Consider the following 18,392-nt stretch of genomic DNA (forward strand, 5'->3'; position numbering starts at 1 on the left):
TGCGCATGAAGATCCTGTTGTTCACGCTGGATGGTTGGCCCACGTTTCGGCCCGATGTGACCGCCCTGTGGGGCGAGTTCTTGCCCGCGCAGGGCGTGCACTCCGACCTGTGCACGCTGGGCACACAAGCCGAGGTGCCACCTTGGCCCGCGGGGCAAAGCTGGGTGTGCCCACCCGGCGGCGGCAAGGTGAAGGAGTTGCTGCGCTCATTCGTGCACGACCTGCGCACGTTGTGGCAGCAACGCAAGGGCAACCACACCGCCGTGGTGGTGCGCGACAAAACCTTCATTGCCTTGCCTGCCCTGTGGTGGGCCCGCTGGACCGGGCGGCCGTTTTACTACTGGATGTCGTTCCCCATGGCCGAGTCGCTGGTGCGGCTGCAGGGCCGGTTGAGCGTTCGGCGCGAGCCCGCGCGCTGGCTGTACCTGGGCTGGCGAGGGCATGTGGGCGGCTGGCTGCTGCACCGCTGCGTGCTGCCCAAGGCCCACCATGTGTTTGTGCAAAGCCGGCGCATGGCGCAAGACCTGGCCGCCACCGGCCTGCCCATGGACCGCATGACGCCAGTGCCCATGTGCATTTCACCGGCCCGTTTTGCGCAGCCCTTGCCGCGCCAGCCTCACCCGGCCGGCCGGCGTGTGCTGGGCTACCTGGGTGAGTGCAGCCGGGTGCGCCGCCCCGACTTTTTGCTGGAAGCCTTGGCCATCGTGCGCGAACGCGTGCCCGAGGTTTTGCTGCTGGTGGTGGGCGACGCCCTGGAGCCGGCCGAGCAGCAGTGGCTGCGGGCCGAGGTGGCCCGGCTCGGTTTGCAGGCGCATGTGCACATCACCGGCTGGTTACCGCCGGAGCAGGTGGCCCCGCTGTTTGCGCAAGTGGAGGTGGCCTTGGCTCTGATGGCACCTGACCCGCTGCTGGACTCCACCACCCCCACCAAGCTGGTGGAGTACCTGGCCATGCAACGCCCCGTGGTCGCCAACGACCACCCAGACCAAAGCGACGTGCTGGCCCAAAGCGGCGGCGGCCTGTGCACGCCGTTCGAGCCCCGAGCCTATGCCCAGGCCATTGAGCGGCTGCTGGCCGAGCCTGAGCGCGCCGCTGCCATGGCCGCAGCGGGCCGCGCCTGGGTGTTGGGCCATCGAAGCTATGACCGGTGTGCCGAGCAACTTGCCACTGAATTGAGGCGGCTGCATGGGTGATGGCACCCGCCAACGGCAACCCAAGCGGCTGCACTGGGCCTGGGGGGCGTGTGCTTGGGCCCTGGCTGCAGGGTGTGGCGCGGCCGAACCCGGTTGGGTGACGCTGCCCAACGGCAGCCTGGAAATTGCTGCTGGCTCGGCCTTGGACTTCAGCGAGCTGCCCCTGGTGCGCTTCAAGGACGGGGCGCCGCGTGTGCAGGTGCAAGGCAGGGCCTTCGTGCGCAGCGACCTGGGGCCTCAGCCGCAGCGGTTTTTCTGTGCCACGTTTGCCGCCAGCCCCAACAACGGCGGCATGCCCAGCCATGCCGACGCTGACCGGTTGGCGCAGCAACTTCGCCGCGCGGGCTACAACGCGGTGCGCGTGCACATGGTGGAAGCGCAGTTGATGGCCGGCCGCCGGGCTGACTTTGACTTTGACCCGGAACAGCTGGACCGGCTGGACTACCTGCTGGCCGCCTTGCGCAAACAAGGCCTGTACCTGGTGGTGGACATGCTGGGCTCGTGGAACGGTGCCTATGGCGACGTGCGCGGCCACCGCTGGGTGCGGGGCCAGCATGACGTGGTGCTGGGCTCGCTGCTGCCGGGCGCGGAACGCGCGCACTGGCTGGAGTTGGTGAAGCGGCTGTGGGCGCGCCCCAACCGGTACACGGGCACCAGTGCACTCAAAGACCCCGCCACGCTGGCCGTGATGCTGGTGAACGAGGGCGATGCCGACTACTTGCTGCGCAATGGCCCAGCGCGGCCGTTGGATGAGCCCTTTCGAGCATGGCTGGCTGCCAAGGGGCCGGAAGCGGCGACCTTGCTTGCCGCAGGCGATTCGCAGCCCCACATCAAGGCCAAAACTCGGCAGGCCGAGCAGTTCCAGCAGTTCACCGTTGCGCTGCAAGATGAGCAGGCCGCGTGGATGCGGCAGCAGCTGCAAGCGCTGGGTTTCAGTGGCCCCGTCACGGCCTACAACACCGGCTTGAGCTACCACGCCAGCCGCGCCCGGCAGGCCGTGGACTTTGTGGACATGCACCAGTACGCCGACCACCCGGCGGACGGCATGGTGGAGCCAGGCGCACGCATGCAAGGCGGCCGCCTGCTCGACGGCAAGAACCGCTACCTGGACCGCCTGGCGTGGTCACGCCAATGGGCACAACCGTTCACGGTGACGGAGTACGGCCAGCCGTTTTGGAACCGTTGGCGGTGGGAGGTGGCGCCCTTCACAGCGGCCTATGCCCGGCTGCAGGGCTGGTCACTGATCACGCACTATGGCGACACGCTGAACCTGGCCCGGCCCGGCAACGGCCGGTGGCGGCAAATGATGGTGCCGTTTGACGTGGGCACCGACCCCACCCTGCGCGCGGGTGAAACCGTGGCCGCCCTGCTGTTTGGCCGGGGCGACGTGGCCCCGTCCACCGCCAGTGCAGACCTGGTGCTGGACCCCAAGGCCGCCGCCGCCATGCCGGGGGATCGGTTCGTCAGCTGGTACACCGCCCAGTTGCAGTACGTGATGGGCGTGGGCCTCTCGTGGCAGGGGCAGCCAGGCGCCACCGGCGCACGCATGCCTTTGGCCTTGGCCGATGACGACGAGCGTGCCGCTGGCCTGCTGCAGCGCGCCAAAGCCCGCGGCGTGCTGCCGGCCGACCACCCGGTGGGGGGCGTGCAGGGGCCGTTTGTGAGCAGCACCCGGCAGTTGGTGTTGGAGCCTGCCCAGCAGCGCATGACCGTGGCCACCCCGGCGACCCTTGGCGTGATGGGCAGCGCGGGCAGCGTGGCTCGGGCGGGGGGCGCCACGGTGCAGGTGCTGGACGGCGAAGGCGCGGTGTTCCTGAGCGCGCTGGACGCGCCCGACCTGGCCCGTGCCCAGCGCCTGCTGCTGGTGGTGAGCACCGAGGCCCGCAACACCGGCATGCGGTTTCGCGACGGGGCCGAAACGGTGTTGGAGCAGGTGGGCACGTTGCCGGTGCAGTTGCGAGATGCCCAGGTTCAGGTGACGGTGCCCGCGGCACCGAGCGGCAAAGCCTGGGTGCTGTATGCGCTGGACGAAACCGGGCGGCGGCAGCAAACGCTGCCGCTCAAGGCCATGGCGCAAGGGGCGCAACAAGCCACGGTGCGGCTGGCAGAGGTGAGGGGGCCGGTGAGCCCGTATTTCGAGTGGGTGGCGCAATGAAGAACACGGCGAAGCCGCCGGTGCGGGTGATGATGCTGGGGCTGCGGGCCATCGTGGGCGCGCAGGGTGGAGTGGAAAGCCACGTGCGCGACCTGGCGCGTGGCCTGCTGCAAAGCCATGCGGCCGAGGTGGCCCTGGAGGTGGTGGAGCGGGCCCGCTACGTGGATGCATCCCGCGAACTTGGGGTGTTTGAAGGGCGCGTGCGGCTGAAGGCCTTGTGGTGCCCGGCCTCCACGGGGCTGGAAACCATCGTGCACACCGCGCTGGGGGTGCTGTACGCCGCCTGGCGCCGGCCCGATGTGTTGCACATCCATGCCGTGGGCCCGTCGCTGTTGACGCCGCTGGCGCGGCTGTTGGGCCTGCGTGTGGTGGTGACCCACCACGGTGAAGACTACGCCCGCGAAAAATGGGGCCGCTTCGCCCGCTGGGCGCTGGAAACCGGTGAGGCCTGGGGCGCACGCTTTGCCAACGCCGGCATCGTGATTGCCGCACCCTTGCAGGGGCTGATTCAACGCAAGTACGGGCGGCGGTACGAGTTCATTCCCAACGCAGCCCCCGAGGCCGCGAAGCGTGATGAGCGCCAGGCTGTGCTGGCGCGCTGGGGCTTGCAGGCCGGGCAGTACTTCTTGCACGTGGGGCGTGTGGTGCCCGAGAAGCGGCAACTGGACCTGATTGCCGCCTTCGCCCAATGCCCGGGTGCGGACCTGCGCCTGGTGCTGGCCGGCGCGAACGACCACCCCAGCGAGTACGAAAACCAGGTGAACGCTGCGGCCGCACTGGACGCGCGCGTGGTGCGCACGGGCGCCTTGCCGCCGGCCGACATTTACCAACTGCTGAGCCATGCGCGGGCGTTTGTGCTGCCCTCGTCGCACGAGGGTTTGCCCATTTCGCTGCTGGAAGCCATGCGCTGCGGGGCGCCTGTGCGCGTGAGCGACATCGTGAGCCTGAAGGCGGTGGAACTGCCGCCCGACTGTTACGTGCCCTGCGGGGACGTGCCCGCCCTTGCAAAGGCACTGCAGGCGTTGCCGGCGCCCGGAGCGGCTGTGGACTGGAGCGGCTGGTTGCACAGGTATGCCTTGCCGGCGATTTGCCAAGCCACGGTCGATGTGTACCGGCGCGTGGCGCGCCGAGGCGCTGCGGCGCCGGTTGGAGAGATGCGATGAATGTGATCATTTGCCCCGAGTTCTACGGCGTGCACGGCATTGCGCGCTACGTGCAGTCGTACTTGGCCGCGCGCCCGGCCGACGCCCCCCGCGTGTGCCTGATTGCGGCTGACGAAGAAGTGCGCGACATGGGCTTCACGAACGTGGACTTCGTGCACCTGCCCAAACCGCCTGGCCGGCTGGGGCTGATCCGCTGGTCGTTGGCGCTGCGCCGTGAGCTCAAGCGCATGGCTGCCGCCGGGCAAGTGACGGTGATGAACCTGCACATTCCACCGCTGTTGCCCGGGCTGTTCATTCCTGCCGTAGCGCCTTTGGTGGTGACGGCGCACACCACGTACCTGGGCATGAGCGGTCAGTTCTATGAGCCACGCCAGTTCGAGGGGCAATGGCCGTGGATCTCGGTGGCCATCAAGAAGTGGTTTGAACACATCATCTTCGGCAAGGCCAGCCTGCTGCTGACTTTGACGGAGCAAGGGCGGCAGGAACTGCTGCGCTACCGGCAAGACAAGCGCATTGAGCTGGTGCCCAACGGGGTGGCCGCCGACCGCTTCACGCCTGACCCCAGCGTGGTGAAAGACGTGGACGTGCTGTTTGCCGGCCGCATTGAGCGCCGCAAGGGCAGCCGCCCGATGGTGGAGGTGTGCAAGGCCCTGGTGGCCGCCAAGCCTGACATTCGCATCAGCATCGTCGGTTACGGCGACGACATGGACCACGTCACGGCCGAACTGGCGCCTTTGGCTCCTGCCGTCACGCTGCACGGCAAGGTGCCGTTTGCTGAAGTGCTGCAGCATTACCGACGCAGCAAGGTGTACGCATCAACTTCGTACTACGAAGGGCTGCCCGGCACTTGCCTGGAGGCGATGGCGGTGGGGCTGCCGGCCGTGGTTTGGGACTACCTGTTTTATGAGCACGTAGTAATTCAAGGCAAGAGTGGGTGCCGGGTGCCACCAAACAACATCCAGGAATTTGTGCTGCGAGTGCTCGATTTTGTTGGGGCGGCAGACGCCTGTAAGGCGTTTGGCGAAACGGGAATGCAAATTGCCCAATCCAAATTCAATTGGCGTGCTATTGCGGCCAGTTTGGATGGTCTCATGTCGTTGGCGGACGATTCTTGAATAGTCGGTTTGACGTTGTCGGAAATTCGATAGTGGTTTCAATTCTGCTTGGAGTTGCTATGCGGGAATTGTCCAGCAGGCTTGCCGTGGAGGGTGTGGTGTGAAGGGGCGGATTGAGTTTCTCGATGTGTTAAGAGGTGTTGCGGCCTTGGCGGTTTTTGCATCACATCTTTTGTATCCGATTGCGATAAATCCACAGTTTTCCGACGGACTTGGAGCATTCGTGCGAATGATTTCCGTTGACTATTTCAATTGGGGGCGCTTTGGGGTTGTATTGTTCTTCTTGCTTAGCGGCTTCGTGATCCCTCAGAGTTTCAAAGGCACTAGACCAGTTTCAACGTTCTTGGTGGGTAGGTTTTTTAGGTTGTACCCGGCGTACTGGCTTTCAATAATTTGGACTGTTGCAATATTGTTTTTGGTTTTCTCTCAATCATTCCCGGGTTTGCAATTGTTGGCCAACTTGACAATGATTCAAAAATTCCTGGGATTCCAAGATGTCAATGGTGTTTATTGGTCTCTCGCCATTGAGATTGTTTTTTATGCGCTCTGCATAGCTTTGTGTCTTGCAGGGGCGTTGGAAAAGCCTCTTTTTGGATTCCTTTTGTTTGCAATATTCATGTTTGCAACGATTCTCCCAATAGCGGTGAATTGGAAAATTGGAACGAGGCTTCCGATTCAATTCTTTACGCACCACCTGTCATTTTTATTTTTGGGTGGATTGATTCGCGATGGAATCTATTTGCGGAAAAGTAGTGGTGCAATGAAATTGGCGTGGGTTGGTGTCGGGCTTGCGCTGATTGGTCTGCCGTTTGCTTGCGGCCTGACTGGGTCTATTCCTGCGGCGCAGATCGCAGCAGGCCAAGAATATGCGTTTATTGCTGGCTATGTTGTTGCTATTTCGGTTTTTGTGGCTGGTGTTATCTTTAAATTTTCTGCGAACAGCTTTTGGTCCTGGGCGGGTGCGATAAGCTATTCCGTATATATTTTTCATTTCGGCGCACTGAAGCTGGCGGAGTGGATTTTCCCGCTGCATGGAGTCGCCTCGGTGATGGCGTACTTATTGGCTGCGACGTCAGTAACTCTGGTTGTCGCCGCAGCTGTCTACCGCTACGTTGAGTTGCCATTTATGGATCTGGGTCGTCACGTCAGGAGGCGGGTGGATTTGATGCCGCTTTCCAGTGGTTGATGCAGACTGATGTGAGGCGCGCTGGGCAGGCTTGGTGTTGGGCTGATGCTTGAATCGATTAAGCGCGATACTCGTCGTATTAGTCTGGTTGATTAAATATTTCCTGCTGGAAGGGTGTCTTGCTATGGGTAATGCCGTGTGTCATCTTGCGGCAAGTTTCGATATTTTTGCTCGCGAGATTGTTTGAGCTTTGATTGCTCGATTGATGTATTTGGGCCGGTTTATCGGACGTCGGTAGCATCGCAATCAGCCGCTTCCCCGGATTTCCACCAGGGGTCAACTCGCGGTCAAGCGATCGCTGCATCGCATTACAAATGGCGTGCACTTGCACAGAGGCTGGACGTGCTCTTGGCGGCGGAAATCAGCCGCCCACACCAACGAAGCTGAGGCGCCCTGCGGTGCAACCTGGATTCAGGCGAACAGCGGCGGGCTTGCGCCGAAGCTGGCGAGGTTGCTGAGCACCGACGATTGCTCTGCCGTCGTGAGCCCCATCCACCCGCCCAGGCTCGCCGCTAGTTGGGTCACGCTGGTGGTCGGCAGCAGCCGCCCCGAGCCGGTGTCGGTGCTGGTGCCCAAGGCGGTGATGGGGAAGTTGCCCACGATGCGCTTGCCGCGCACGCCGCCGCCCATCACGAGGTGATGGCTGCCCCAGCCGTGGTCAGAGCCGTCGCCGTTGCTCACCAAGGTGCGGCCGAACTCGCTGGCGGTGAACAGCGTGGTGTTGTTGAGCAGGTTGAGGGACTGGAGCGCGTCCAGAAACCACCCCGCCGCGTGGGCCACGCGGGCCATTTGCAGGGGCTGCTGGCGCATTTGTGCGGCGTGGGCGTCAAAGCCGTTCAGCGACACGAAGAACACTTGCCGCTTCATGCCCAGGCCGGGGCCTGCGGCAATGAGTTGCGCCACCACGCGCAATTGGCGGGCGAGCGTGTCGGTGCTCAGCGAAAAGGTGGCGCCGTTGTTGAGGGTGATGGTGCCTGTGGGCAGGGCCGGCACGCTGGTGGCGCCGATGGCGCTTTGCAGCGTGCTTCCTGCGGCGAGCGAGCGCTGCACGGTGCGCAGGTACTCGGCCTCGAACTCGTTGCTGGGTGCGCCGTTGGCAATTTGGCTGCGCAGCAGGCCCGGCACCAACGCGCTGCCGGCATGCCAGCCGGTTTGCGCGGGGTTGATGAGCGTGGGCCCATTGGCACCCACGGCAAAGGGCGTGGTGCTGGTGCCTGACAGAAACACGGCGTTGCCTGAGGCCGTGACGGCCGTGAACACCGGCTGCCGGTTGGCGGACATGAGGATGTCGGCCATGCGGCCGCCCCAGCCGTAGGCGGCGCCTTCGGGCGACATGGACTGCCACATGGACAGTTGGTCGTTGTGCGAGAACAGCTTGGCGGGCAGGCCCACGCCGGCTTGAAAGTCGGCCTTGGTGGTGGGGCGCAGCAGGGTGCCCACGTTGGCCAGCACGGCGCAGTGGCCAGATTCGTACCGTTGCCGCAGGGGGGCCAGCTCGGGCGGCATGCCAAAGCTGCGGCCCACGTCTTGCCCGGGGGTGCTGAGCGGCAGCAGGCTGGCCAGGGGCAAGGCGAGGTCACCGCGGGCGGTGGCGTACGTTTTGTAGTTGGCGCTGTCGGTGGGCACAACCCAGTTGTGGCTGTCGTTGCCGCCTTGCAGGAAGAGGCACACCAGGGCTTTGTAGCCGTCGGCGGTGTTGGCAGCGTGGGCCTGGCTGGCGGCCAGGGCGCCGAGGCCGGCGAGGTTGAGCGCAAGCGGCAGCGACTGGGCTCCGAGCCCAGCGGCAGCCAGGCCCGATGCGGCACGGAAGAAGGCGCGGCGAGAGGCGTTCATGGCAGGTGGCTCCGGGGCATCAGGGCTGGTAGGCGTAGGCGGTGGAGGCCAGTGTGAGGAACACGGCCGCCCGGGCGGCGGAGAGGGCGCCATCTGCCGTGCTGAGGCTGCTCTGAGCGACGAGCTCCACGATCTGCTGCTTGAGGGGGGCGGGCATGCGGCCACCGAGCATGAGCAGGTCGAGCCGGTTGAAGAGTTCGTTGAAGTCGTTGGCGGTGATGAGTTTGGCGAGTGCGTTGTAGTCGGCGGCCACGTCCACAGCGGCGCCCGTCCAGCCGAGGCCGGTGGTGGCCATGCTTTCGGCCATGTTCAGCCAGGCCGCGGCGCTGGACTCGTTGAGCACCTGGAATTGCGGCGCGGTGGCGCCCCGGCTGCTGAAGCTGGTGTTGCTGGGCACGTAGTTGGGGCGGAAGTAGCCGAACACGGTGGGGGCGGCGAGGGCGCGTTCGCCTTGGTCGTCGAGCACCCAGGCCATCTGGTACTGGCCGGTGCTGGACGCGGCACCCAGCACGCGCATCCAGTGGGTCACTTTCAGCACCGGGTCTCGCAGCTTGCCGCTGGTGGCGGTGGGGGCGCTGCGGGCTTCGGTGTCCAGCAGGATGGCGCGCGTGACGGCACCGAGGTCGCCCCGCACGCCTTGCCCGTTGTCTTTGAAGACGTTGGCCACGCGGTTGACGTAGGCCGGGCTGGGGTTGCTGGAGACGAGGTGCTGAATGAGCTGCCGGCTGATGAAGGGCGGCGTGTTGGGGTGGTTGAAGAGGGTGTCGAGCGCGAGTTTGAGGTCTGCTTGCGCGGTGTTGCCGGCTGCCAGCGTGACGACCCAGGGCTTGCCGGCGAACAGGGTTTTGGCCGCCGTGGAGTGCTGGCCGGGGTAGGCCTTCATGGGCAGCAGGTCGATTCGCGGGTCGTTGCTGAGGCTGGGGGCCGGGGTGCTCCAGCGGAAGGTGGAGTCGGTGAGCTGCGCGTCGGGGTAGGCCCAGCTCCAGCCGGTGAACACCCGGGCCATGGCCATGACGTCGGCGGTGCCGTAGGTTTCTTGCGGCTTGCCGTTGGCGTCGAGCTTGAGGGTGCCGTCGTTGTTGAGTTCGTAGAGGCCGATGGTGAAGAGTTGCATCACCTCGCGGGCGAAGTTTTCGTCAGGCACCCGGCCGGTGGCGGCGTCTTCCTTGCGGTTGCGCATGTGAGACAGGTACAGGCCCATGGCCGGGCTGAGCGCAATGTCTTCCAGCAGGCTGCGGTAGTTGCCGAAGGCGTGCTTGTGGAGCAGGTCGTAGTAGTTGGCGAAGGCGCGGCCCTCGAACCACAAGTCGCCGTTGGCCAAAGACACCATGAAGATGTTGTGCAGCGCGAAGGCCAGGCGCTGGCGGAGTTGGTCCGGCGCGTTGGCGGCGCGCTCCCAAAACTTCTCAGCCACCCAGATGGGCGTGTAGCTGGCGCCGCGTGGCAGGTAGGCCGCGCCTTGGCTGTATTTGGCCTGGATGTGGTTGACGAAGTCGGCGGCGTACGGCTGGGCGAGTTGGTTGGACAGCCAGGTGTTGATGTCGGAACTTGCGAGCGCCTGCACATCGGCAGCGCGGCCGCCGAATGTGGCCTGTTGCAGGAAGCGCACGGCGTCTTGCTTCTTGGCGAGGGTGGTGTCGGCGGCCATCGAGGGCCACGTCATGCGCAGGGCGGCGTTCCAGAACAGGCCGGTTTGGCCTGGCAGGGTGTCGAGCCCGTCGAACGCTGCGGCGCCGGCGCCACGGTCCAGCACGACGCCCGCGGCATTGGGGATGACGAACCGCGTGCCGTCGCTCACGTAGGCGATGTGCAGGTTGCGGTCTGCGCCTTGGATGGTGGCGTCGTTGGTGAAGGCGATTTCAACCTTGGCGCCGGTGTGCAGGGTGGGGGCGTCGACGGTGTAGGTGCTGAAGGTGGCGCTGCGAACTTCCAGCGTGGCCACTTCACTGCCGTCGATGCGCACGGTCATCATGGCCCCGGTGTCGCCCGCCAGGTCGGCCCGGGCACGGATGTTGAGCGTGGGCGTGGCCACTGCGCCTGCCGCCATGGCTTTGACGAGACCTGGCGCGTCGGCGTCCCAACTGGCCGCCTGGGCGGCTTGCGGCTGTCGGGCGGACTCGGCGCGCAACTGCGCCGCTGCGGCCTGGGCCTGTGCCTGCGCTTCGGTTTCTGCCTGGGCGGCCGCCACCAGCTCGGTGGGTGTTTGCACCACGGCTGCACTGGCGGCGTCGTCAGGCGCCTCGATAGCAGCTTTTGTGGATGTACCCTGGTTGAAACCTCCCCCGCAACCGGTGATTGCTGCGCACAGGGCCGCGGCTAAAAATAGTTTCGCCTTGGGGCTGCTTTGACCGAACTGCATGGGCATGGCTGCTGGGCGTGAGAAGAGAATGCGGGGTGGCGGCACGGCAGTGCTGCGAACCAACGGCGCAGTGCGAGAGACAACGCCTGTGGCCGCTGCGGTCGACACGCTGCGCCGGAACACACCTGCGACCGCGAGCCGGACCTGAGGAGCACGTTGTACCCTGAAGTGCAGGCGTCCGGTTCACGCGGCCGCAAGGGGTGCGGGGCTAAGTCTACGTTTGCACGGATTTCAAATTCGTTTCTTTTTGAGAGGTAACAAGTTGAAGGTTCTCGTCACCGGCGCAGCCGGCTTCATCGGCATGCATGTCAGCCAGATCCTGCTGGCCCGGGGCGACCAGGTGGTGGGCCTGGACAACCTGAACGACTACTACAGCGTCCAGCTCAAGAACGACCGGCTGGCGCGTTTGCTTCCCAAGCCTGGGTTCCGCTTCGTGCAAATGGATGTGGCCGACCGCGCCGGCATGGCCAAGCTGTTTGCCGAAGAGCGGTTTGACCGCGTGGTCCACTTGGCGGCGCAGGCTGGGGTGCGGTACTCCATCGAGAACCCGCACGCCTACATTGACAGCAACATCGTGGGCTTCACCAATGTGTTGGAAGGCTGCCGGCACAGTGGCGTGCAGCATCTGGCGTATGCGTCCAGCTCCAGCGTGTATGGCGGCAACACCCTGATGCCGTTCTCCGAGCACCACAGTGTGGATCACCCCATCAGCCTGTACGCGGCCACCAAGAAGGCCAACGAGCTGATGGCGCACACCTACTCACACCTGTTCGGCTTGCCCACCACGGGGCTGCGCTTCTTCACGGTGTACGGCCCGTGGGGCCGGCCGGACATGGCGCTGTTCCTGTTCACCAAGGCCATCATCGAAGGGCGGCCCATCAACGTGTTCAACCACGGCAAGATGATTCGTGACTTCACGTACATCGACGACATCGCCGAAGGCGTGGTGCGCGTGCTGGACCGCACCGCCACGGCCGACCCGGCGTACGACCCCGCCACCGCCGACCCGGCCCGCTCCAGCGCGCCTTATCGGGTGTTCAACATTGGTAACCACGCGCCGATTGAGCTGATGAGTTTCATCGAGGCGATCGAGCAGTCGGTGGGCCGTGAGGCGGTGAAGAACTTCATGCCGCTGCAAGACGGCGACGTGCCGGCCACGCACGCCGATGTGGAGGAACTCGCCGCCTGGACGGATTTCCGCCCAGCGATGCCCGTACCAGAAGGCATCCGCCGCTTTGTCGCCTGGTATCGGGACTACTACAAGGTCTGATGCACATCGAGGCGTCATGTTCCTGAGTTACAAACGTTGAAGCAGTTTTTTGAGGGAATGGAATGAAAGTCACCGCCATCGGTACCGGCTATGTGGGCCTGGTCACCGGCGCCTGCTTGGCCGAAATGGGCAACCACGTGGTGTGCCTGGATGTGAACCCCGAGAAGATTCGCATCCTGAACGAGGGCGGCATTCCCATCCATGAGCCGGGCCTGGATGCGGTGGTGAAGCGCAATGTGGAAGCCGGCCGCCTGCAGTTCACGACCGACGTGGACATGGCCGTGCAGCATGGCACCATCTTGTTCATCGGCGTGGGCACGCCGCCGGATGAAGACGGTTCGGCCGACCTGCAGTACGTGGTGGCTGCGGCCCGTTCCATCGGCCAGCGCATGACGGACTACAAGGTCATCGTCGACAAGAGCACGGTGCCCGTGGGCACGGCGGACAAGGTGCGCGCTGCCGTGAAGGACGAACTGGTGAAGCGCGGCCTGGGTGACATGGCGTTTGCCGTGGTGTCCAACCCCGAATTCCTGAAAGAAGGCGCGGCGGTGGAGGACTTCTCCAAGCCGGACCGCATCATCGTGGGCTCGGACGACGAGCAAGCCACGCTGCTGATGCGGGCGCTGTACGCCCCGTTCAACCGCACCCAAGACCGCATGCAGGTGATGGATGTGCGCAGCGCCGAGTTCACCAAGTACGCGGCCAACGCGATGCTGGCCACGCGCATCAGCTTCATGAATGAGCTGGCCCTGCTGGCCGAGAAGGTGGGCGCCGACATTGAACTGGTGCGCCGCGGCATTGGCTCGGACCCGCGCATTGGCTACCAGTTTCTGTACGCCGGCGCGGGCTACGGTGGCTCGTGCTTCCCGAAGGATGTGAAGGCGCTGGTGAAGACGGCGGCCGACAACGGCGTGCCGCTGCGCGTGCTGACTGCGGTGGAAGAGGCCAACGAGCGCCAGAAGCGTGTGCTGGTGGACAAGGTGGTGGCCCGCTTTGGCAACGACCTGACCGGCCGACGCTTCGCGCTGTGGGGCCTGGCGTTCAAGCCCAACACCGACGACATGCGCGAGGCGCCCGCACTGGTGGTGATTGAGGAACTGACCCGCCGTGGCGCCACCGTGGCAGCGTATGACCCCGTGTCCATGCCCGAAACGGCGCGCATCTTGGGCGCCCGTGACGACGTGACCCTGGTGAGCCGCGCCGATGCCGCCTTGCAGGGCGCAGACGCCTTGCTCATCGTGACGGAATGGAAGGAGTTCCGCACGCCGGATTTCGACGCGATCAAGGCCGCGTTGAAGGCGCCGGTGGTGCTGGACGGACGCAACCTCTACGACCCCAAGTTGATGAAGGCGCTCGGGTTCGAGTACCAGGGAATTGGGCGCGCGTGAGCCCATCGGTTGTGACGGGCCGGCCGGCCGGCTGGCCCCGGCAGCATGTTGTGCAGTAACTGCCTCAGGGAGGACCAAATATGACAAAAGCAATGATCCTGGCCGCTGGCCAAGGCACGCGGGTGCGCCCGCTCACCAAACACACACCCAAGCCCATGGTGCCCATCTTGGGCAAGCCGGTCATGGAGTACCTGGTGGAGCACCTGGCCCGCCATGGCGTGAAGCAGATCATGGTGAACGTGGCCTTCATGCACTGGAAGATCGAGAACTACTTCGGTGCCGGCAACCGTTGGGGCGTGGAGCTGGGCTATTCGTACGAAGGCGTGCGCGAGCAGGGCGAGGTGGTGTGCAAGCCGGTGGGCTCGGCCGGCGGCATGCGCAAGATTCAAGACTTCGGCGGGTTTTTTGACGAGACCTTCATCGTGATTTGCGGTGATGCGGTCATTGACCTGGACATCACCGCCGCCGTGGCCGAACACAAGGCCAAGGGCGCCATTGCCAGCGTGGTGACGCTGGACGTGCCGCGTGAGCAGACCAAAAACTACGGCATCGTGGTGGCGGACGCCGACGGCCGGGTGACTTCGTTCCAGGAAAAGCCGAAGCCGGAAGAAGCGAAGAGCACGCTCGCGTCCACCGGCATCTACATCTTCGAGCCGGCGGTGCTGGACCTGATTCCGCCGGGCGTGGAGTTCGACATCGGCAGCCAGTTGTTCCCGCTGCTCGTGGAAAAGGGCCTGCCGTTCTACGCGCAAAGCCGCCCGTTCAACTGGATCGACATCGGCCGTGTGACCGATTACTGGGCGGTGACCCAGCAGGTGATGGCCGGCGGCGTGGCGCAGATGGACATCCCTGGCCGCGAGGTGCGGCCGCAGGTGTGGGTGGGGCTGAACACGTCGGTCGACTGGGACCAGGTGCAGATCGAGGGGCCGGTGTACATCGGCGCCAACGTGCGCATCGAGGCCGGTGCCCGTGTGGTGGGCCCGACCTGGATTGGCCATGGCTCGCACTTGCGCGCCAATTCGGTGGTGGACCGCTCGGTGCTGATCGAGCACACGCGCATCGGCGAGGGCATGACGGTGCGCGAGATGATCATCTCGCCCCAGTACTGCGTGGACCGCCATGGCCAAACCAGCTACGTGGGCGACGAAGTGACGCCGCTGCGCTGGGGTGACGCGCGGGCCTGACCAAGCGCGATAGGTTGTGGCCGGCGCAGATGCTGGCCGGACCGAACGAAAAACGGGCCCCGCGGGGCCCGTTGTTCATGGGGTGCCGGCGAGCTGAGGCCCGCGGTCAGTCGAAGGTCTTCGCGGCGGCCAGCAAAGGTGCTGCGACGTCTTTGGCTGAGAGCTGCGGCGTGATGCCGTGCAGCGGCCAGTCGATGTCGATGGTCGGGTCGTCCCACCGCACCGCGCCTTCGCATTCAGGGGCATAGCGGCCACTGGTTTTGTAGAGGAAGTCGGCCGTCTCGCTGAGCACCACAAAGCCGTGCGCAAAGCCCGGCGGAATCCACACCTGGCGGTGGTTGTCCGCGGTCAGTTCAAAGCCGACCCAGCGGCCGAAGTTGGGGCTGGAGCGGCGCATGTCGACGGCCACGTCGAACACCGCGCCGTTGACGCAACGCACCAACTTGCCCTGGGCGTGTGGCGCGAGTTGGTAATGCAGGCCGCGCAGCACGCCGCGCGCCGAGCGCGAGTGGTTGTCCTGCACGAACTCGACGGCGGTGCCGAGGGCCTCGTTGAAGCGGGCCTGGTTCCAGCTTTCCATGAAAAAGCCGCGCGCATCGCCGAACACCTTGGGTTCGATGAGCAGCACCTCGGGCAGTGCGGTGGGCGTGATGTGCATGTCAGGCGGCTTGGTGGTCGCTCAGCAGTTTGAGCAGGTACTGGCCGTAGCCGTTCTTGGCGAGCGGGCGGGCGAGGGCTTCCAGCTGCTCGGTGCTGATCCAGCCACTGCGGAACGCGATTTCCTCCGGGCAGGCCACCTTCAGGCCCTGGCGCTTTTCCAGCGTGGCGATGAACTGGCCGGCTTCCAGCAGGCTGTCGTGCGTGCCGGTGTCCAGCCACGCGTAGCCTCGGCCCATGATCTCGACGTTGAGCTGGCCCTGGCGCAGGTAGGCGGCGTTGACGTCGGTGATTTCAAGTTCGCCTCGGGCGCTGGGGCGAATGCCGGCCGCAATGTCGCAGACCTGTTCGTCGTAGAAATACAGGCCGGTGACGGCGTAGTTGCTCTTGGGCGCCTTGGGCTTTTCTTCGATGGACAGGGCGCGCAGCTCGCGGTCGAACTCGACGACGCCGTAGCGCTCGGGGTCGTTGACGTGGTACGCGAACACGCTGGCGCCCCCCGGGCGCGACGTGGCGTTGCCCAGAATGCGGCCAAAGTCGTGGCCGTAAAAGATGTTGTCGCCCAGCACCAAGGCGCTGGGGTGGCCATCCACGAACTCACGCCCGAGGATGAACGCCTGGGCCAGGCCGTCGGGGCTGGGTTGCACGCAATAGCTGATGTTCAGGCCCCAGCGCGAGCCGTCGCCCAGCAGAGCCTCGAAGCGAGGCGTGTCTTGCGGCGTGCTGATCAGCAGGATGTCGCGGATGCCCGCCAGCATCAGGGTGGTGAGCGGGTAGTACACCATCGGCTTGTCGTACACCGGCAGCAATTGCTTGCTCATGGCGAGCGTGGCCGGGTGCAGCCGGGTGCCGGAGCCCCCGGCGAGGATGATGCCCTTGCGGGATTTGGCGATGCTCATGCGCGGGTCTCCGGCAGATGTTCAGTCAGCATGCGCTCCACGCCACGCTGCCAGTGCGGCAGGTGCAGCCCGAAGGCCTGGCGCAGGCGGGTGGTGTCCAGGCGCGAGTTCAGCGGGCGCTGGGCGGGCGTGGGGTAGTCGCTGGTCGGGATGGCCAGGATCTGATCCGGTGCCACCTGGATGTGCGCGCCGCGTGCCCGAGCGAATTCGATGACGAAGCGGGCGTACTCGTGCCAGTTGGTTTCTCCCGCTGCCACGGCGTGATACGTGCCGATGAGTGCGGGGTTCACGCGGGCCGCGCGCAGCATGGGCACGGTCAGGTCTGCCAGCAGGTCAGCGCCGGTCGGGGCGCCGATCTGGTCAGCAATCACCTTCAGCTGGGGGCGCTCGGCGGCCAGGCGGAGCATGGTCTTGGCGAAGTTGCCACCACGGGCGCCGTACACCCAGCTGGTGCGCAGGATGAGGTGCTGGCAGCCGCTGGCGCGGATGGCATCTTCGCCCTCGGCCTTGGTGCGGCCATACACACTGAGCGGGGCGATGGGGGCGTCTTCGGTGCGGGCGTGCTGGCCGCTGCCGTCGAACACATAGTCGGTGGAGTAGTGCACCAGCAGCGCGCCGGTGCGCTTGGCTTCGATGGCCAGCAGCGCGGGGCCTTGTGCGTTGAGTTGGCGCGCCAGCTCGGGCTCGCTTTCGGCCTTGTCGACCGCGGTGTGCGCCGCCGCATTCACGATGACCTGCGGCGCCACCGCCTGCACCTTGGCCAGTAGGGCCTCGGGCTGGGTGAAGTCGCCGCCGTCGTCGTGGTCCAGCGCCACCACCTCGCCCACCACGGACAGGGCGCGCTGCAGTTCCCAGCCCACCTGGCCGTTCTTGCCGAGCAGAAGCACCTTCATGTCAGGCTCCGTACTGGGTGGCCACCCAGTCGCGGTAGGCGCCGCTTTGCACGCGGGCGACCCACTCGGGGTGGTCGAGGTACCACTGCACCGTTTTGCGGATGCCGGTCTCGAAGGTTTCCGCCGGGCGCCAGCCCAGTTCACGCTCGATCTTGCGGGCGTCGATGGCGTAGCGGCGGTCGTGGCCAGGGCGGTCCTTCACGTAGGTGATGAGGCGCGCGTAGGGGCCGTCAGCCGAAGGACGCAGTTCGTCCAGGAGGGCGCACACCGTACGGACGATGTCGATGTTGGCCTTTTCGTTCCAGCCACCGATGTTGTAGGTCTCGCCCAACTGGCCACCGGCCAGCACGGCACGGATGCCGCTGCAGTGGTCGGTCACGTACAGCCAGTCGCGGATCTGTTGGCCGTCGCCGTACACGGGCAGCGGCTTGCCCGCCAGGGCGTTCACGATCATCAGCGGGATGAGCTTTTCCGGGAAGTGATACGGCCCGTAGTTGTTGGAGCAGTTGGTGGTGACGACCGGCAGCCCGTAGGTGTGGTGCCAGGCGCGCACCAGGTGGTCGCTCGCGGCCTTGCTGGCGCTGTAGGGGCTGTTGGGCTCGTACGGGTGGGTCTCGGTGAAGGGAGCGTCGTTCGGCTTCAGCGACCCGTACACCTCGTCGGTGGACACGTGGTGGAAGCGAAAGGCAGCCTTGGCCGCCGCATCCAGCGCGCCCCAGTAGGCGCGGGCGGCCTCCAGCAACGTGAACGTGCCGTCCACGTTGGTCTTCATGAATGCGCCGGGTCCGTGGATGGAGCGGTCCACATGGCTTTCGGCTGCGAAGTGCACGATGGCGCGGGGCTGGTGGGTGGCCAACAGCTGGTCCACCAGCGCGCGGTCGCAGATGTCTCCCTTGACGAAGGTATGCCGCGCGTCTCCGGCCAGCGCGGCCAGGTTCTCGGGGTTGCCTGCGTAGGTGAGGGCGTCCAGGTTGACGATGGGTTCGTCGCTCTGGCGCAGCCAGTCCAGCACGAAGTTGCTGCCGATGAAGCCGGCGCCGCCGGTGACGAGGAGGGTCATGGGTGTGTTGCGTGGAGTGCCGGGTCAGTTTCGCGCA

The 18,392-nt window shown here is 65.4% G+C and carries 14 protein-coding genes; 8 read left to right on the forward strand and 6 right to left on the reverse strand.

Annotation, left to right across the window (positions count from 1 at the left end):
• The first annotated feature begins 5 nt into the window (after positions 1 to 5).
• The 5 genes from ACG01O_RS19315 to ACG01O_RS19335 all read left to right on the forward strand — a co-directional run bounded on the left by ACG01O_RS19315 (position 6) and on the right by ACG01O_RS19335 (position 6,812).
• Positions 6 to 1,193 (forward strand): glycosyltransferase, encoded by a 1,188-nt coding sequence (locus ACG01O_RS19315; RefSeq protein ID WP_394387041.1) that lies wholly within the window; start codon positions 6 to 8, stop codon positions 1,191 to 1,193.
• Positions 1,186 to 3,348, forward strand: coding sequence for a hypothetical protein (locus ACG01O_RS19320; RefSeq protein WP_394387042.1), 2,163 nt, complete (start codon positions 1,186 to 1,188; stop codon positions 3,346 to 3,348). The genes ACG01O_RS19315 and ACG01O_RS19320 overlap by 8 nt, the downstream gene beginning before the upstream one ends.
• On the forward strand, positions 3,345 to 4,511 hold the full coding sequence (locus tag ACG01O_RS19325; RefSeq protein WP_394387043.1) for a glycosyltransferase family 4 protein: 1,167 nt from the start codon (positions 3,345 to 3,347) through the stop codon (positions 4,509 to 4,511). Before ACG01O_RS19320 ends, ACG01O_RS19325 begins: the two co-directional genes overlap by 4 nt.
• Complete coding sequence (locus ACG01O_RS19330) at positions 4,508 to 5,626, forward strand: glycosyltransferase family 4 protein (RefSeq protein ID WP_394387044.1); 1,119 nt, start codon at positions 4,508 to 4,510, stop codon at positions 5,624 to 5,626. The genes ACG01O_RS19325 and ACG01O_RS19330 overlap by 4 nt, the downstream gene beginning before the upstream one ends.
• 100 nt (positions 5,627 to 5,726) lie before the next feature.
• Entirely contained in the window at positions 5,727 to 6,812 is a 1,086-nt protein-coding gene (locus ACG01O_RS19335; protein ID WP_394387045.1) for an acyltransferase family protein, read from the forward strand.
• Between the two features lie 411 nt (positions 6,813 to 7,223).
• On the opposite strand, the gene ACG01O_RS19340 is transcribed toward ACG01O_RS19335, so the two are convergent.
• Positions 7,224 to 8,645: a DUF1501 domain-containing protein gene (locus ACG01O_RS19340; RefSeq protein ID WP_394387046.1), complete on the reverse strand. Its 1,422-nt coding sequence runs from the start codon at positions 8,643 to 8,645 to the stop codon at positions 7,224 to 7,226.
• 19 nt (positions 8,646 to 8,664) lie between these two features.
• Positions 8,665 to 10,854, reverse strand: a complete 2,190-nt coding sequence (locus ACG01O_RS19345) for a DUF1800 family protein (protein WP_394387047.1) — start codon at positions 10,852 to 10,854, stop codon at positions 8,665 to 8,667.
• A gap of 412 nt (positions 10,855 to 11,266) precedes the next feature.
• Here ACG01O_RS19345 and ACG01O_RS19350 point away from each other — a divergent pair, with 412 nt between their 5' ends.
• The 3 genes from ACG01O_RS19350 (at position 11,267) to ACG01O_RS19360 (ending at position 14,846) form a co-directional block, all read left to right on the forward strand.
• Positions 11,267 to 12,274 (forward strand): NAD-dependent epimerase, encoded by a 1,008-nt coding sequence (locus tag ACG01O_RS19350; protein ID WP_394387048.1) that lies wholly within the window; start codon positions 11,267 to 11,269, stop codon positions 12,272 to 12,274.
• A 62-nt stretch (positions 12,275 to 12,336) separates the two neighbouring features.
• Complete coding sequence (locus ACG01O_RS19355; RefSeq protein WP_394387049.1) at positions 12,337 to 13,662, forward strand: UDP-glucose dehydrogenase family protein; 1,326 nt, start codon at positions 12,337 to 12,339, stop codon at positions 13,660 to 13,662.
• An 80-nt stretch (positions 13,663 to 13,742) separates the two neighbouring features.
• Positions 13,743 to 14,846: a nucleotidyltransferase family protein gene (locus ACG01O_RS19360; protein ID WP_394387050.1), complete on the forward strand. Its 1,104-nt coding sequence runs from the start codon at positions 13,743 to 13,745 to the stop codon at positions 14,844 to 14,846.
• A gap of 106 nt (positions 14,847 to 14,952) precedes the next feature.
• On the opposite strand, the gene rfbC is transcribed toward ACG01O_RS19360, so the two are convergent.
• Genes rfbC through rfbB form a run of 4 tightly spaced genes read right to left on the reverse strand, consistent with a single transcriptional unit; the run spans position 14,953 to position 18,355 of the window.
• Complete coding sequence (gene rfbC / locus ACG01O_RS19365; RefSeq protein ID WP_394387051.1) at positions 14,953 to 15,504, reverse strand: dTDP-4-dehydrorhamnose 3,5-epimerase; 552 nt, start codon at positions 15,502 to 15,504, stop codon at positions 14,953 to 14,955.
• 1 nt (position 15,505) lies between these two features.
• Positions 15,506 to 16,402 carry a glucose-1-phosphate thymidylyltransferase RfbA gene (gene rfbA / locus ACG01O_RS19370; protein WP_394387052.1) on the reverse strand — a complete coding sequence of 299 codons (897 nt, stop codon included), beginning with the start codon at positions 16,400 to 16,402 and terminating at the stop codon, positions 15,506 to 15,508.
• Positions 16,399 to 17,295 (reverse strand): dTDP-4-dehydrorhamnose reductase, encoded by an 897-nt coding sequence (gene rfbD, locus ACG01O_RS19375; RefSeq protein WP_394387053.1) that lies wholly within the window; start codon positions 17,293 to 17,295, stop codon positions 16,399 to 16,401. Before rfbD ends, rfbA begins: the two co-directional genes overlap by 4 nt.
• A 1-nt stretch (position 17,296) precedes the next feature.
• Complete coding sequence (rfbB, locus tag ACG01O_RS19380; RefSeq protein WP_394387054.1) at positions 17,297 to 18,355, reverse strand: dTDP-glucose 4,6-dehydratase; 1,059 nt, start codon at positions 18,353 to 18,355, stop codon at positions 17,297 to 17,299.
• Between the last annotated feature and the right edge of the window lie 37 nt (positions 18,356 to 18,392).

It is taken from the genome of Pelomonas baiyunensis (assembly GCF_043555935.1).
In the GTDB taxonomy this organism is placed as follows: domain Bacteria; phylum Pseudomonadota; class Gammaproteobacteria; order Burkholderiales; family Burkholderiaceae_C; genus Pelomonas; species Pelomonas baiyunensis.

What these genes read in the sequence shown, in the direction of transcription:
- rfbA (WP_394387052.1), bottom strand. Translation starts at nt 16,402, where the DNA reads ATGAGCATCGCCAAATCCCGCAAGGGCATCATCCTCGCCGGGGGCTCC.
- ACG01O_RS19340 (WP_394387046.1), bottom strand. Translation starts at nt 8,645, where the DNA reads ATGAACGCCTCTCGCCGCGCCTTCTTCCGTGCCGCATCGGGCCTGGCT.
- rfbD (WP_394387053.1), bottom strand. Translation starts at nt 17,295, where the DNA reads ATGAAGGTGCTTCTGCTCGGCAAGAACGGCCAGGTGGGCTGGGAACTG.
- ACG01O_RS19315 (WP_394387041.1), top strand. Translation starts at nt 6, where the DNA reads ATGAAGATCCTGTTGTTCACGCTGGATGGTTGGCCCACGTTTCGGCCC.
- ACG01O_RS19330 (WP_394387044.1), top strand. Translation starts at nt 4,508, where the DNA reads ATGAATGTGATCATTTGCCCCGAGTTCTACGGCGTGCACGGCATTGCG.
- rfbC (WP_394387051.1), bottom strand. Translation starts at nt 15,504, where the DNA reads ATGCACATCACGCCCACCGCACTGCCCGAGGTGCTGCTCATCGAACCC.
- ACG01O_RS19325 (WP_394387043.1), top strand. Translation starts at nt 3,345, where the DNA reads ATGAAGAACACGGCGAAGCCGCCGGTGCGGGTGATGATGCTGGGGCTG.
- ACG01O_RS19360 (WP_394387050.1), top strand. Translation starts at nt 13,743, where the DNA reads ATGACAAAAGCAATGATCCTGGCCGCTGGCCAAGGCACGCGGGTGCGC.
- rfbB (WP_394387054.1), bottom strand. Translation starts at nt 18,355, where the DNA reads ATGACCCTCCTCGTCACCGGCGGCGCCGGCTTCATCGGCAGCAACTTC.
- ACG01O_RS19320 (WP_394387042.1), top strand. Translation starts at nt 1,186, where the DNA reads ATGGGTGATGGCACCCGCCAACGGCAACCCAAGCGGCTGCACTGGGCC.
- ACG01O_RS19355 (WP_394387049.1), top strand. Translation starts at nt 12,337, where the DNA reads ATGAAAGTCACCGCCATCGGTACCGGCTATGTGGGCCTGGTCACCGGC.